The 13,202-nt window shown below is 63.1% G+C and carries 13 protein-coding genes and 2 pseudogenes; 6 read left to right on the forward strand and 9 right to left on the reverse strand.

What is annotated here, in order from left to right; all coding sequences use genetic code 11:
- Window positions 1–80 precede the first annotated feature (80 nt).
- The 3 genes from ABIE20_RS16165 to ABIE20_RS16175 all read left to right on the forward strand — a co-directional run bounded on the left by ABIE20_RS16165 (window position 81) and on the right by ABIE20_RS16175 (window position 2,744).
- On the forward strand, window positions 81–1,211 hold the full coding sequence (locus ABIE20_RS16165; protein WP_429506046.1) for an NAD(P)/FAD-dependent oxidoreductase: 1,131 nt from the start codon (window positions 81–83) through the stop codon (window positions 1,209–1,211).
- A 19-nt stretch (window positions 1,212–1,230) separates the two neighbouring features.
- Window positions 1,231–1,608: a RidA family protein gene (locus tag ABIE20_RS16170; RefSeq protein ID WP_429505901.1), complete on the forward strand. Its 378-nt coding sequence runs from the start codon at window positions 1,231–1,233 to the stop codon at window positions 1,606–1,608.
- Window positions 1,609–1,679: 71 nt separating this feature from the next.
- A complete protein-coding gene (locus ABIE20_RS16175; RefSeq protein WP_429505902.1) occupies window positions 1,680–2,744 on the forward strand; it encodes a YkvI family membrane protein in 1,065 nt (354 codons plus the stop codon).
- Between the two features lie 53 nt (window positions 2,745–2,797).
- Here the strand turns inward: ABIE20_RS16175 and ABIE20_RS16180 are convergent, their stop codons facing one another.
- The 3 genes and pseudogenes from ABIE20_RS16180 to ABIE20_RS16190 form a co-directional block, all read right to left on the reverse strand.
- Window positions 2,798–3,583 carry a methyl-accepting chemotaxis protein gene (locus tag ABIE20_RS16180; RefSeq protein WP_371128674.1) on the reverse strand — a complete coding sequence of 262 codons (786 nt, stop codon included), beginning with the start codon at window positions 3,581–3,583 and terminating at the stop codon, window positions 2,798–2,800.
- Between the two features lie 117 nt (window positions 3,584–3,700).
- Window positions 3,701–4,684: pseudogene (locus tag ABIE20_RS16185) on the reverse strand (cache domain-containing protein); the annotation flags it as partial.
- Window positions 4,685–4,860: 176 nt separating this feature from the next.
- Entirely contained in the window at window positions 4,861–5,745 is an 885-nt protein-coding gene (locus ABIE20_RS16190; protein WP_429505903.1) for a LysR family transcriptional regulator, read from the reverse strand.
- A 122-nt stretch (window positions 5,746–5,867) separates the two neighbouring features.
- On the opposite strand from ABIE20_RS16190, the gene ABIE20_RS16195 reads away from it, so the two are divergent.
- The gene (locus ABIE20_RS16195) at window positions 5,868–6,314 is read left to right on the forward strand and encodes a PACE efflux transporter (protein WP_429505904.1); all 447 of its coding nucleotides are present in this window, start codon (window positions 5,868–5,870) and stop codon (window positions 6,312–6,314) included.
- A 9-nt stretch (window positions 6,315–6,323) separates the two neighbouring features.
- Here the strand turns inward: ABIE20_RS16195 and ABIE20_RS16200 are convergent, their stop codons facing one another.
- The 6 genes from ABIE20_RS16200 to ABIE20_RS16225 form a co-directional block, all read right to left on the reverse strand.
- The gene (locus ABIE20_RS16200; RefSeq protein WP_429506048.1) at window positions 6,324–7,370 is read right to left on the reverse strand and encodes a hypothetical protein; all 1,047 of its coding nucleotides are present in this window, start codon (window positions 7,368–7,370) and stop codon (window positions 6,324–6,326) included.
- A 63-nt stretch (window positions 7,371–7,433) separates the two neighbouring features.
- Complete coding sequence (locus ABIE20_RS16205; protein WP_429505906.1) at window positions 7,434–7,841, reverse strand: DUF7079 family protein; 408 nt, start codon at window positions 7,839–7,841, stop codon at window positions 7,434–7,436.
- Between the two features lie 165 nt (window positions 7,842–8,006).
- Window positions 8,007–8,693, reverse strand: coding sequence for a GntR family transcriptional regulator (locus tag ABIE20_RS16210; RefSeq protein WP_429505907.1), 687 nt, complete (start codon window positions 8,691–8,693; stop codon window positions 8,007–8,009).
- 16 nt (window positions 8,694–8,709) lie between these two features.
- Complete coding sequence (locus tag ABIE20_RS16215; RefSeq protein ID WP_429505908.1) at window positions 8,710–9,414, reverse strand: FadR/GntR family transcriptional regulator; 705 nt, start codon at window positions 9,412–9,414, stop codon at window positions 8,710–8,712.
- Window positions 9,415–9,483: 69 nt separating this feature from the next.
- A complete protein-coding gene (locus ABIE20_RS16220; RefSeq protein ID WP_038994418.1) occupies window positions 9,484–10,794 on the reverse strand; it encodes a C4-dicarboxylate transporter DctA in 1,311 nt (436 codons plus the stop codon).
- Window positions 10,795–11,040: 246 nt separating this feature from the next.
- Entirely contained in the window at window positions 11,041–11,355 is a 315-nt protein-coding gene (locus ABIE20_RS16225) for a helix-turn-helix domain-containing protein (protein WP_429505910.1), read from the reverse strand.
- Between the two features lie 383 nt (window positions 11,356–11,738).
- Between ABIE20_RS16225 and ABIE20_RS16230 the strand changes: the two are divergent.
- Together ABIE20_RS16230 and ABIE20_RS16235 are read left to right on the forward strand one after the other, a co-directional pair.
- A pseudogene (locus ABIE20_RS16230) lies at window positions 11,739–11,903 on the forward strand (PAS domain-containing protein); the annotation flags it as partial.
- Window positions 11,904–12,125: 222 nt separating this feature from the next.
- Window positions 12,126–13,187: a methyl-accepting chemotaxis protein gene (locus ABIE20_RS16235; protein ID WP_429506050.1), complete on the forward strand. Its 1,062-nt coding sequence runs from the start codon at window positions 12,126–12,128 to the stop codon at window positions 13,185–13,187.
- Window positions 13,188–13,202 lie beyond the last annotated feature (15 nt).

A 13,202-nucleotide genomic window follows, 5' to 3' on the forward strand; every position in this document is an offset into this window, starting at 1 on the left:
GAGCGCTTGCATAATCCGAAATTCTCAGATATTAGAATTCTCACAAATGATAATTTCATCTCGCAGGTGATTGCATGGCTATGACAGAGACCTTCGACATCGTGATCATCGGCGCCGGTATTGCCGGTGCTTCATTGGGCTATCGGCTGGCATCAGGGCGGCAGGTGCTGATGCTTGAACGCGAAGCACAGGCCGGCTACCACTCCACCGGGCGTTCGGCGGCGATGTTCATGGAGGCCTATGGCACCCCGCAGATCCAGGCATTGACCCGCGCCAGCCGGGCCTTTTATGAGTCGCCGCCGCCAGGTTTCTGCGAGCATGCACTGCTGGAGCCGCGGGGTTGCCTGTATGTGGCGACCCTGGAGCAACAGGCGCTGCTCGCCAGCACCTATGCGCAAAGCCTGGCCAACGGCACCGAGGTCAGCTTGCTCGACCGCGACGGGGCGCTAGCGCTGGTGCCGAGCCTGCGTGCCGAGGTGGTGGCCGGGGCGGTGCTCGAGCCCGGCGCCATGGACCTGGATGTACACGCGCTGCACCAGGGCTTTTTGCGTGGTTATCGCCAGGCCGGCGGTCAGTTACGCTGCAATGCCGAGGTGGTCGAGGGCAGTTGCCACGAGGGTTACTGGCAGGTCGTGCTGGCCGATGGCAGCTGCATTCAGGCGCGCCAACTGGTCAATGCCGCAGGCGCCTGGGCCGACCACATTGCACAAGTCTGTGGTGTGCAGCCCGTTGGCCTGCAGCCGTGCCGACGCTCAGCCTTTACCTTCGACGGTCCGCCAGACCAGGCCTTCAGCCGCTGGCCGGCCGTGATCGGCGTCGATGAGAGTTTTTATTTCAAACCCGATGCCGGACAGTTGCTCGGCTCGCCAGCAAACGCCGACCCGGTCGAACCCCAGGACGTGGTGCCCGAAGAGCTCGACGTGGCCATCGGCATCTACAACATCGAGGCCATCACCACCCTGGCGATTCGCCGCCCCAGCCACACCTGGGCCGGGTTGCGTTCGTTTGTTGCCGATGGCGACCTGGTGATCGGCCGCGACCCGCACAACCCGGCTTTTTTCTGGCTGGCGGCGCAAGGCGGTTATGGTATCCAGTCCGCCGCAGGCGCTTCACAACTGGCCTGCGCGCTGTTGCTTGAGCAGCCGTTACCGGCAACCCTGAGCGCCGAAGGGGTCGAGCCGCAACGCTTGTCCCCGGCGCGTTTTCGTTAATTCCCGAAGGAGATTTCCCATGAGTTCGACTATCGAGCGTATTCCCAGCCACCTGCCATATCCGTTTTCCAAGGCGGTCAAGGTCGGCGGTTTTCTGTTTCTTTCCGGGCAGATCCCCATGCGCGCCGACGGTGAAGTGGTGCGTGGCGACATTCAGGTCCAGACCCAGGCGGCGCTTGAGCGTATCGGTGAAACCCTGGCCGAGTGCGGCGTCGGCTTCGACCAGGTGATCAAGGCCACCGTGTGGCTGTCCGACATGGCCCATTTCGCCGGTTTCAACGAGGTGTACAAAAGCTTTTTTGCCAACGGCTACCCGGTGCGTTCCACCGTCAGCGCCGGCCTGGCCCTGGGTGTGGACGTAGAGATCGAAGTGCAGGCCTGGATCGGCAACGACTGAGTCAGCACGGCAACACTGGGTAAAAACAACAACAAAGGCCCTGAAGGGCCATCGATACCAGAGGGCTGAAAATGAAAGAGCAGCTGAAAATTGCAGGCGCCTTTATCGGCGTGATCGTCGGCGCAGGGTTCGCCTCGGGGCGGGAGCTGTTGCTGTTCTTTGTCGACTTCGGCCTCTGGGGCCTGCTTGGGGCGCTGGTCAGTGCGGCGTTGTTCACCTTTCTCGGCATGGCCCTGGCCGGGCTGGGCAATCGCTTGCAGGCCGCCTCGCACAAGGACGTGGTGTACGCCATCTGCGGGCGTTACCTGGGCTTGTTCGTCGATTTGCTGATCACCTTTTTCATGTTCGCCGTCACTGTGGTGATGCTTGCCGGCGGTGGGGCCTTGCTCGAGCAGCAGTTCGGCATTCCGGCGCTGGCCGGCAGTGTGCTGGTGACCGTGCTGGTGGTGGCGGTGGTGTGCCTGGATGTGCAGAAGGTGATCCTGCTGATCGGTGCGGTGACGCCGTTCCTGATCCTGGTCGCCACGGCCATTGCCTTGTACGCGGTGTTCACCCGCGAGCTGAGCTTTGCCGAGCTTGACCAGGTGGCCAGCCGGCAGGAGGCGGGCACCAGCCATTGGCTGCTCGGTGCGTTCCTTTATGTGTCGTACAACATCGTTGCCGGGGCGCCGATCCTGGCGATTCTTGGCGGCTCCGCGCGTCTGGAGAAGACCGCGATCTGGGGCGGGATTCTTGGTGGCGCGGCGTTGGGCGGGCTGATGCTGGTGATGAGCGCCGGGCTGTTGTCGCGCCTGGACAGCGTGGCCGAGCTGCCGATGCCGATGCTGTCGATCGCCAGCGAAATCTCCCCGGCCTTGGGGATAATCATGTGCGTGATCATCTTCGGCATGATCGTCAACACCGCCGTGGGCACGTTGTATTCGTTTTTGGCGCGGCTGTTGCCGGCCGGCACCCGCAGTTTTCGCCTGGGTTCGGTGGCGGCGGGGGTGGCAGCGTTTGTCTGCAGCCTGATCGGCTTTATCAGCCTGGTCGGCCAGGTCTATCCGTTTTTCGGCTACCTGGGTTTCGTGCTGATGCTGGCGGTTTTGATCGGCTGGTTGCGTCTGGGGCGGGCCAAGCGGGTGCTGGCGGTATAGCGCGGGCGGGATAAAACAAAGGGGCCATTAACGGCCCCTTCGTTGTTTGCGCGTTAGATCTTGAAGCTGTCGACCAGTTGCTTGAGGCGTCCGGCCTGCTGGGCCAGGGCATCGCAATGACGCAGGGTGTCATTGAGGTTGGCCACGCCTTGCTGGTTGAGCACGTTGATCTGGGTGATATCCAGGTTCAGGCTTTCCACCACGGCGGTCTGCTCTTCGGTCGCGGCGGCTACCGACTGGTTCATGCCGTCGATCTCGCCGATGCGCTGGGTCACGCTGCTCAGGCGCTCGCCGGCCTGGTTGGCGACCATCACGCTCTCTTCACTGGAGACCTGGCTGGCGTTCATGTTGTGCACCGCCTCGCGCGAACCGACCTGCAGGGTGGTGATCATCTTGTGGATCTCTTCGGCCGATTCCTGGGTGCGGTGGGCCAGGTTGCGGACCTCGTCGGCCACCACGGCAAAACCACGCCCGGCCTCACCGGCACGGGCCGCTTCGATGGCGGCGTTGAGCGCCAGCAGGTTGGTCTGCTGGGAGATGCCCTTGATTACGTCGAGGATCTGGCCGATGTCGTCGGTGCTGGCGTTGAGGGTTTCGATCTGCTCGCAGGATTCGCTGATCTTCTGCGACAGCGAGGTCATCGCCGAGATGGTTTCCTGCACCACTTGACGACCGTCGTTGGCCTGCTCGCTGGCGCCGCTGGCGTGTTGCGAAGCGTCGGCGGCGTTGCGGGCGATTTCCTGGGTGGCGGCGCCCAGCTCGTTGATCGCCGCAGCCACGCTGTTGGTGCGCATGCTTTGCTCTTCGGAGCCGATGATCGACGCGTTGGAAGCGCTCATCACGCGCTCGGACAGGTCGTGGACCTGACGGGTGGCCGAAGACACTTCGGCAATCGAGGCATGGATACGCTCGACGAACTGGTTGAAGGCTCCGGCCAGTTCACCGAACTCGTCCTTGTTCTCGACGACCAGGCGGCGGGTCAGGTCGCCTTCGCCCTGGGCGATGTCCTGCATGGCGCGGCCCATGGTGGTCAGCGGACGCATCAGCACCGGGATCAGCAGGCTCAGCAGGCCCGCGATGGCCGCCACGGCAATGAGCATGGCGATAATGGCCGAGGTGCGGAACTGGCTCAGGCCGGCGTAGGCTTTGTCGCGATCGATCGACAGGCCGATGTACCAGTCAGCCGTTGGCAGGCCGCTGACCGGGGCGAAGGAGATGATCCGGTCCTGTTTGTTCAGGGTGACCTCGTGGGTGCCCGGGGCGATATGCAGGTTGCTGCCCGGGTAGATGTCCTTGAGGTTCTTCATCACCTGGTCTTTGTCCGGGCTGACGATCACCTGACCATTACGGTCGACCAAGAATGCGTGACCGATACCGCCGAAGTCTACGGCGTTGATGATGTCTACCAGGGTGGCCAGGCTCAGGTCGCCGCCGACCACGCCGAGCAGTTCGCCGTTGGCCTTGCTTTTGACCGGCATGCCGATGGTTACCACCAGGCCACCGACGGCGGCCATGTATGGCGGGGTCAGCATGGTCTGGTTGGCAGCGACGGCCGCGGTGTACCACGGGCGCTGGCGCGGGTCGTAGCCGTCAGGCATCTTCGCGTCCGGGCGCTGGGTGAACACGCCGTTGGCCTGGCCAACGTAGGTGAACTGGAAGTTTTTGGTGTACGAAGGCTGGTCGACCAGGCCCGGAAGGTCGGCGTTGGCACCTTGCTGGGCGACGTCCTGGGCGAGGTTTTCCAGGACCAGAATGCGCCCGCTCATCCAGTTCTGCACACTACTGGCAGCCAGTGCGCCGGCCTGTTTGACCGACGAGTCGATGTTCTGTTTGATGGTGTTGCGTTGCAGGTAATCGTTGTAAAGGGTGAACAGTGCAAATGCCAGAACCACGACGCCGCAGGCGCACAGCAGGATCTTGTGGCGAAATTTCAGGTTCATGTTCCGAGACCTTGTGCCAGTAAAGAGGAGTGCCGAGCGGCGCTTTTGGCGTGTGCTCGTACCTATCCAGACGGGTATCGGCCGCGAAACTGAAAAATTGATAGGAAGTTTTGCCGCAGGGGCTGACAGGATATTCCTACAGCCTGCTCTGGCGTGCGTGTTTCAGCCAGGCAGCTTTACTGCACCCCGAGCAAACGAACCAGCGCCTGGGCGGCCTTCTGCAACGGCTGGTGCTGGCGCCAGAAGGCATGCACCGGCAACTGCAGCTCGTTACGGGTATTGCTGAAATTCAGGCGCACCAGGCGCCCTGCGTCCAGCAACGGCGCCACCCGCGACAACGGAAAGTCGCCCCAGCCCAGGCCGGCTTCGACCATCTCGATGGCCATGGCCAGGCTGTCGGTGCGCCAGTGCGCCTTGCCGATCAGGGCGCGGGTATCGCTCAGCGGCAGGTCGCGGCTGGCCACCAGGATCTGCCTTACGTTGGCCAGGTCTTCGAGGTAGACGATCTGCCGCGGGCGCTGCTGCAAGGCCGGGTGCTGCGGGCCGATGCAGGCCACCAGCGACTCCATGCCGATGTTCTGAAAGCGCTGGCGGGCGTCTACCGACAGCCCGGCGAAGGCCAGGCACAGGCTGACGCGACCGTCGTGCAGCAGTTGCAGGGCATCTTCCTGCGGCGCGCTCAGCACCTCGACCTCCAGCAGCGGGTGGCGCTCGCTGAGGGTTCTGATCGCGGCCAGCAGGCGGGTGTGGTCGATGTCCGGCACCACGCTGATGCTCAGGGTGCTTTCCAGCCCCTGGGACAGCTCCAGGGCATGCACCTGCAATTGCCCCAGCTGGTTGGCGATCATCCTTGCATGCGGCTCCAGAGCCTGGGCCATGGCGGTGGGGCGGGTTTCCCGGTGCGTGCGTTCGAACAGGGTGAAGCCCAGTTCCGCTTCCAGGTTACCAATCGCCATGCTCACTGCCGACGGCACCCGCCCCAAGGCCCGGGCAGCAGCAGAAAACGAGCCGCGGTCGAGCACGGCGAGAAACAGTTCGATGTTGTCGCTGGAAAAGTTCATGGCAATCTCCTGTCAGTCAATCTGATAGCTGCTGACTTTGGCTGTCAAGAACATTGATGCATGCTTGACCACCTCAGCTGCCCAGCAGGGCGGCGTTTTAGCGCAAAACCGAGGTTAGCAACGTGCAAGGTGTCAAACGCAAACTGGTCTACGTGACCGCCTATGAACTGATCGGCCTGTGCATGTCGACCCTGGGCCTGGCCTACCTGGCCGACAGCGTGCCGAGCAATACCGGGCCGCTGGCAGTGATGATCACCACCATCGCCATGGCCTGGAACTTCATTTACAACACTCTGTTCGAGTACTGGGAAAGCCGCCAGGCCAAGCGCGGGCGCAGTGTTGCCCGGCGGTTGGCGCATGCCATCGGTTTTCAGCTGACCCTGGTGGTGTACCTGATTCCGCTGATTGCCTGGTGGCTGGACATGAGCCTGCTGGAAGCCTTTGTGGTGGACCTGGCATTTATCGTCCTGATCCCTTGCTACACCTTCCTATACAACTGGCTGTTCGACCGCATCTTCGGCTTGCCGACTTCGGCCCAGGCCCAGCCCGATAACCGTGTCGCCGCATAAGCCGGGCTGCTACTGGGCGGGCAGGGTGATTACCTGGGCGGCGGGCTGCGGCTCGCGCTCGGGGCCTTCGGCAGCCAGCAGGCTGTCTTCGATTTCCCCCGACAGGTAGTAGACCCCGGCCATGGCGCCGGTCTTGCGGTTCTCCATCAGTTCGCGCCATTCCTCGTTAAGCGCGACGTTAAGAATCACCCGCAGTTGCTCGATCATCGCCGGCTGTTCACGGTTGTGGGTCATCACGCCGATGCCGGTGGCTGCCAGGGAAATCACCGTGCCCGCCGCACGCCCGACGGCTGCCGCTACGGCGCTGGCGATGCCCCGTGGCGCCAGGGTGGCACCGAGTTTTTCACTGGCTTGCCGGGCGACCGATGACAGGCCGATGTCCGAGCGCTGGGTGCCGGCACGCACGGCGCTGTGCAGGCGTTTGATCAGTGCGGCGTAGGCGGGCTGCTGTTCCAGCGGCTTGCTGAACAGCAACTGATGCAGCGAGGCATTGTTGTTGGCCGGTGGCCCGAGGCCGATCGCCTGGATTCGCGTCAGGTGCAGGTTGAATTGCTCCGGCGGCGCCCGGTAGCGCTGGGCGATTTGCTGCAGTTGCTGGCCGAGCAGCTGGATGTATAGCTCCATGGCCCGGTCGCGAATCGCCTCGGGGTCGATCTCCTTGGCCACCGGGTCCAGCACCCGTTCGTGGTACTGCTCCTGCAGGTACTGAGCCAGGCGCTTTTCCGGAGGTTCGCTGCCGTCGCCACTGTTCATCTTGTACCAGGCCACTTTCATGGTCAGCCATTGCTGGGTCCAGTAGCCGGTGAACCAGGGGATGAAGTCGCTTTCGGTGTACTGCTGCACTCGGTCCTTCCACACCCGCATGGAGCGCCGGGCATAGTCGTTGACGGAGCTGGTGGCCGCCAGCGAAGCGTCGATGATGTCGCGGTCGATCTGTTGCCAGGTCGCCGCGTTGACCGGGATGGGCGGTGGCTCGCTAACCTTTTGCCGTGAGCCGCAGCCGCCCAGCGCCAGGAATACGGCGAGCAGCAGGGCGATGAGTGGGGAACGCGGAATCAAGGCGCAGCCCCCTGTGGTCAGGCAAGGTCGAGCGGAGTGGTTACTTGAGTATAGGTGCCGTCACTCGGGCTGCTGTTCGGCTTCGGCTTCGGCTTCGGCCTCGTCCAGGGCCAGGAGGATGTCGGCCCAGATCTCCTTGCAGAAAAACCACACCCAGGTCGCGTTCAACAGGCGGTCGATATGGCGCCGCCACCAGCTGTCGCGGCGTGCCTGGAGGGTTTCTTCGATCTCCTCCTGCAGCCAGGTTTCGTCGAACCCGGTCCAGACCGGCGGTACCGGCGTCATGATGTTGCCGTAGCAGGCGGGGGCAACTTCGCTGTAGAAGATCTCCTTCAGCAGCTCGCGGTCAAAGCCCACCAGGTGGCGGGCGATCCACAGGTATTCGATGTGGGTGTCGACAAAGGCATCAGACATCGCCACGCGCACCTGCTGGCGCTGCTGCGGTGTCATAGGCTGCGTAGGTGTCATCAGCGTGCGCTCCAAGGCGATTGACGCCATGGTAAAGCGGGCAGGCTATAACTGTCGCCTGGTAGGCGAGCGCTTCGCACTCGATCGCTGGCAAGGCCAGCTCCCACAGGTTCGGTGCATGCCACTATTGTGGGAGCCGGCGTTGCCGGCGATGAGGCCCTTCGGTCAATCCTCCAGGTCGAGCTTGGCCTCGATATGGTCCAGATGCTCATGCATCAATGCCAACGCCGCCTCGCCGTCACCCTGCTCCAGCGCATCGATGATCGCCGCGTGCTCCTGCCAGGCGCAGTGGCTGCACGGCCGTGCTTCGTACTGGGCAATAATCAGCGAAGTTTGCGGCACCAGGCCATTGAGAAAACGCGCCAGCGGTACGTTGTCGGCCATTTCCGCCAGCTTGAGGTGGAACTCGCCGCCCAGGCGGATCGCCGTACAGCGCTGGCCCTGTTCATGGTGCTGGCGCTCGCGGGCCACCAGTTCGCGCAACTGGCGAATCTTGGCCGGCCGTGAGCGCTTGGCCGCCAGGCTGATCAGGGTGGTTTCGGCCAGGCGCCGGGCGCTGAGGATCTGCCGTGCATGCTGCGGGTCAGGCGCGGCCAGGCGTGCGGTGTGGCTCGGTCGCTGGACGATCACCTGCTGATCCGACAGGCGTCCGAGCACCCGTCGGATCACCGTACGGCTGACCCCGAAGGCATCGCCCAGGGCCTGCTCGGTCAGGGCGCTGCCAGGGGCCAGGCGCTGTTCGAGGATGGCATCGAACAGCCGCGGGTAGATCTGCTCGGCCGACAACCGCCGCTCACCGTGGGCAAGCAACGGGGGCAGGGCGGTGTCATGGGCGTGGGCGCTGGCGTTCATGGTCGCACTCCTGGGGTCAGTTGCCCGGATGATCGTCCGGGATGTTCAGTTCGATGCCCATGCGCCGGCCTTCCTGAAGGATATGGTGGCGCATCTGCGCGCTGGCCTGGGCGCTATTCTTGTTGCGGATGGCGCGCACCACCGCTTCGTTCTCCTCAAGCCGCGCCGCCAGGTGTTCGGGCGAATTGCGCAGCACTGCGGCGCTTTGCTTGAGGGCGTTGCTGGTCTGCTGCACCACGCTCTGGAAGATCGGGTTGGCGGTCAGGGTGAACAGCTCTTCGTGGAAGGCGATGTAGGCGTTGACCCCGGCTTCGCTGTCTTCGGCTTCGAGGGCTTCGCGCATGTCCATGAGGGTCAGGCGCAGCTGGCCGATTTCCTTGCTGCTGATCGACTGCGCCACCAGGCCGACAATGAACGGCTCGAGGGTGTAGCGCAGTTGCAGCACGTCCTCCAGGCTGGCCTCGGCGACACCACTTTGGGGCGAGGTGCTGTGCGCCGCATCGGCGTCCAGCACCAGCACGCCCTTGCCCGGCATCGAGCGCACCAGGCCGAGGGTTTCCAGCACGGTCACCGCTTCGCGCAGGCTTGGCCGGCTGATGCCCAGTTGTTCGGCCAGTTCACGCTGGCCCGGCAGCATGTCGCCGGAGCGCCACTGGCCGCGGGCCAGGGCCTGGCGGAGTTTTTCCACCACTGAGTTGACGACGGTTGATGAAGTAATCATTGGTCACTCCATGAGAACACTTGCATGGTTTGCTCCTGTGGCCGGCAGATGTACTGCCGGCCCTGTTGCTCAGAACTCTTGTTGATGGGCGTTGGGGGTTTTGCGCTGGGCAAAGCCGAAACCCTGTTTGCCCGACAGCACATTGTTGGCCCGTTCCATGTCGATATCGCCCTCCCAGCGGCCGATGGCAACGGTGGCCACGCAGTTGCCGATCAGGTTGGTCAGCGCCCGGCCGATACCCATGAACCAGTCCACCGCCAGCACCAGCACCAGGCCGACCACCGGGATCGCCGGAATCGCGGTGAGGGTCGCGGCAAGGATCACCAGCGCCGAACCCGGAATACCGTGGGCGCCCTTGGAGGTAATCAGCGACACCAGCAGGATGGTCAGCAGGTCGGTCATGGCTAGCGGCGTGCCGGTGGCGTTGGCAATGAAGACGATGGCCAGGGTCAGGTAGATCGAGAAACCGTCGAGGTTGAACGAATAACCGGTAGGAATCACCAGGCCCACCGTCGAGCTGCCGATGCCCAGGTGCTCGAGCTTGCGCATGATCTGCGGCAGCACGGCGTCGGAGGATGCGGTGCCGAGGACGATGGTCAGCTCTTCGCGCAGGTACTTGATGAACGGCAGGATCTTCAGCCCCGACAGGCGCATCACGGTGCCCAGGATCAGCAGCACGAAACCGGTGCAGGTCAGGTAGAACAAGGCCACCAGACCGCCCAGGTGCTGCAGCGATTCCAGGCCGTATTTGCTGGTGGTGAAGGCGATGGCACCGAACACGCCGATCGGCGCCAGGCGCACGATCATGCCCATGATGCGGAAGATGATGTGGCTCAGTTCGTTGATCAGCCGCGAGATGCCCGAGGCCGCTTCACCGACCAGGTTCAGGGCGCTGCCGAACAGCACTGAAAACAACAGGACCTGGAGGATGTTGTTGTCGGCAAAGGCGCCGACCACCGAGGTCGGGATCAGGTCCATGAGAAACGCTGCAGTGCCGTGGATGTGCTGGCCGCGTTCGGCCAGGTTGCTGGCTTCGCTGCTGGCCAGCTGGTCGAGGTGGATGTTGGCGCCGCTGCCAATGCCCGAGGTAAAGGCGAACACCAGGCCGATCACCAGGGCGATGGTGGTCAGGATTTCAAAGTAGATCACCGATTTCAGGCCGATGCGCCCGACCTTTTTCAGGTCACCGGCACCGGAGATGCCGCTGACCACCACGCAGAACACGATCAGCCCGATCAACATCTTGATCAGCTTGATGAAGCCGTCACCGAGGGGTTTGAGTTGCAGGGAAACTTCAGGAAAGCTCAGGCCGCAGGCTATGCCTAGCACAAGGCCCAACACCACTTGGAGGAAGATCGAACGCGAGCACCATTTGAGCATGGGAGGGATCTCTGGTCGGTGTCCCTGCTTCGATGCCGCGGCGGGCGAAAGAGCGGAGGACTTAATTATTGTGGTCTTACCGGTATGTCCAGTGCGTGGGCAGTGTAGGCGCGCTTTTTTCGGGTTTGCAAGGGGTTTTCGGCTGAATGGGTAAGAATTGGCTTTACCGGTCTGACCAGTTGCGGTGCAATGCCCGGGCAAAAAAAGCGGCAGGACGAGCCTGCCGCTTTTTTCGTTTTGCCGGGGCTAAGGCTTGGACATGGCCAGGTCCACCGCCGCAATCAGCTTGCCCAGGTCCTGGCGTGGGGCCTTGTGAATGACACCAAAGAGGTAGGCACGTTGCTCGTCTTCGTCGTCCTGCTCGGCGAAGAAGGCTTTGAGTTTGATGCCCAGTACCTCGGCAAAGGTCAGCAGGGCTTCCACGCTGGGAGTGTAGGTGCCGGTTTCGAAGCGACTGATGGTCTTGGGGTCAAAACCGGTTTTCTCGCCAAGTTCAGCCTGAGTGAGCCCGGCTACCTTGCGGTAACGTCTGATGGCCGAACCCAAACTTGAAATTGTCATCGCTTAATTCCCATTTAGAATCAAGAACTTAACGATATCTATCCGCAAGAGACAACGCCACAATTCATCACCTTTGTTTGCATAATGTGATGTAATTCGTAGAATTGACCGTTTGGACAGGTCAAAAGTCATCGAGTTTCAACCGGGGTCAGCCAGCTGAGACTATTCAGCAAAGCACCCCGGCAGAAGGCTGATCTCGGTGTCGGACGAATGGTTTGTGCGCTGCACAGGACAACCTGGCAGACCACTGCAAATGGAGCTTTATCGTGCGTCTCAACATGCCGGTTACCTCGGTCGAACAGACTTTCGGCGAGGATCAGCGGCTTATTTCCGCCACCGACACCGCCAGCAATATCACCTACTGCAACGCCGAATTCGCCGCCATGAGCGGGTTCAGCCAGGCCGAGCTGATCGGTAGCCCGCACAATCTGGTTCGCCATCCGGACATGCCGCCGGCGGTGTTTGCCTTGATGTGGCAATACCTCAAGACCGGCCAGAGCTGGATGGGGATTGTCAAGAACCGCTGCAAGAACGGCAATTTCTACTGGGTCAGCGCTTATGTTACGCCGATCCTTGAAGACGGCCGCCTGGTTGGCTACGAGTCGGTGCGGGTCAAGCCGACCCGCGAGCAGGTTCGCCGTGCCGAAGCGCTGTATGCACGCCTGCGTGAAGGTAAGCCGGCGGTGTCGACCGGGCGCCGGCTGGCCCAGTTGAGCCAGGTGATGAGCCTGCCCCTGGCTGCCGGCGCACTGGCCGTGGCGGCCAACCAGATGCTGCCAGGCTGGCCGGGGCAGGGCATTACCCTGGGCCTGTTCGCGCTGCTCGGCCTCTGGGCCCACGGCCGCCTGGGCCGTCAGCTCGGGCAGATCGTCGCGTGTTCGACGCATACCTTTGCCGACCAGATCAGCGCCCTGGCTTACAGCGATCAACTGGGCCCGGCGGCGCAGTTGCAGATGATCCTGATCAGCGAAGAAGCGCGGCTGAAAACCGCGCTCACCCGTCTGAGCGACCTGGCCACGCAGATGGCCGAAGCGGCCAGTGACTCCAGTCGCCTGTCGCGCAGCACCGAAACCGCGCTGCTCGACCAGCGCGCCGAAACCGACATGACCGCCACCGCCATGACCGAAATGGCCGCCTCCATCGGCGAGGTGGCCGAGCATGTGCAGCAGACCGCCGTGCAGGCGCAGACCGCCAACCAACTGGCCGAGCAGGGCAGCCAGGTCGCCGGCACCAGCCGCGAGGCCATCCAGTTGCTGGCCACTACCGTCAGCCAGATCAACCAGGCGGTTACCCACCTGGCCGGGCAGACCCAGGACATCATGCTCGCCGCCGAAGTGATCCGCGCGATTGCCGAACAGACCAACCTGCTGGCGCTCAACGCGGCCATCGAAGCGGCTCGCGCCGGCGAGCAGGGCCGTGGTTTTGCCGTGGTCGCCGATGAGGTTCGGGCACTTGCAGCCAAGACCCGGCAATCGACCGTGCAGATCCAGGGCATCATCGAGAACCTGCGCAGCGGCGCCGACGAGGCGGTGAGCATCGCCAGCCTCGGCATCAACGAGGCCGAGCAGGGCGTGGCCAAGGTGCTGGAGGCGCAGCGCGCCTTGCAGGGCATTCGCGCGGCTGTCGAGCGCATCAGCGACATGAGCCAGCAGATGGCCGCCGCCTCGCAAGAGCAATCCTCGGTGGCCGAAGACGTATCCGAGCAGATCAACAAGGTTGCCAGCACGGTGCAGGCCACCGCGCACAACGCCAATGCCGCGGCCAGCCGCGGCGCCGAACTGGAAAGCATTTCTTCGGGCCTGCGGGCCCTGGTCGAGCGTTTCAATCGCTAGCCACCAGGGTGCAGA

Origin of the sequence: Pseudomonas sp. 2835, from assembly GCF_050435905.1 — a bacterium.
Lineage (GTDB): Bacteria > Pseudomonadota > Gammaproteobacteria > Pseudomonadales > Pseudomonadaceae > Aquipseudomonas.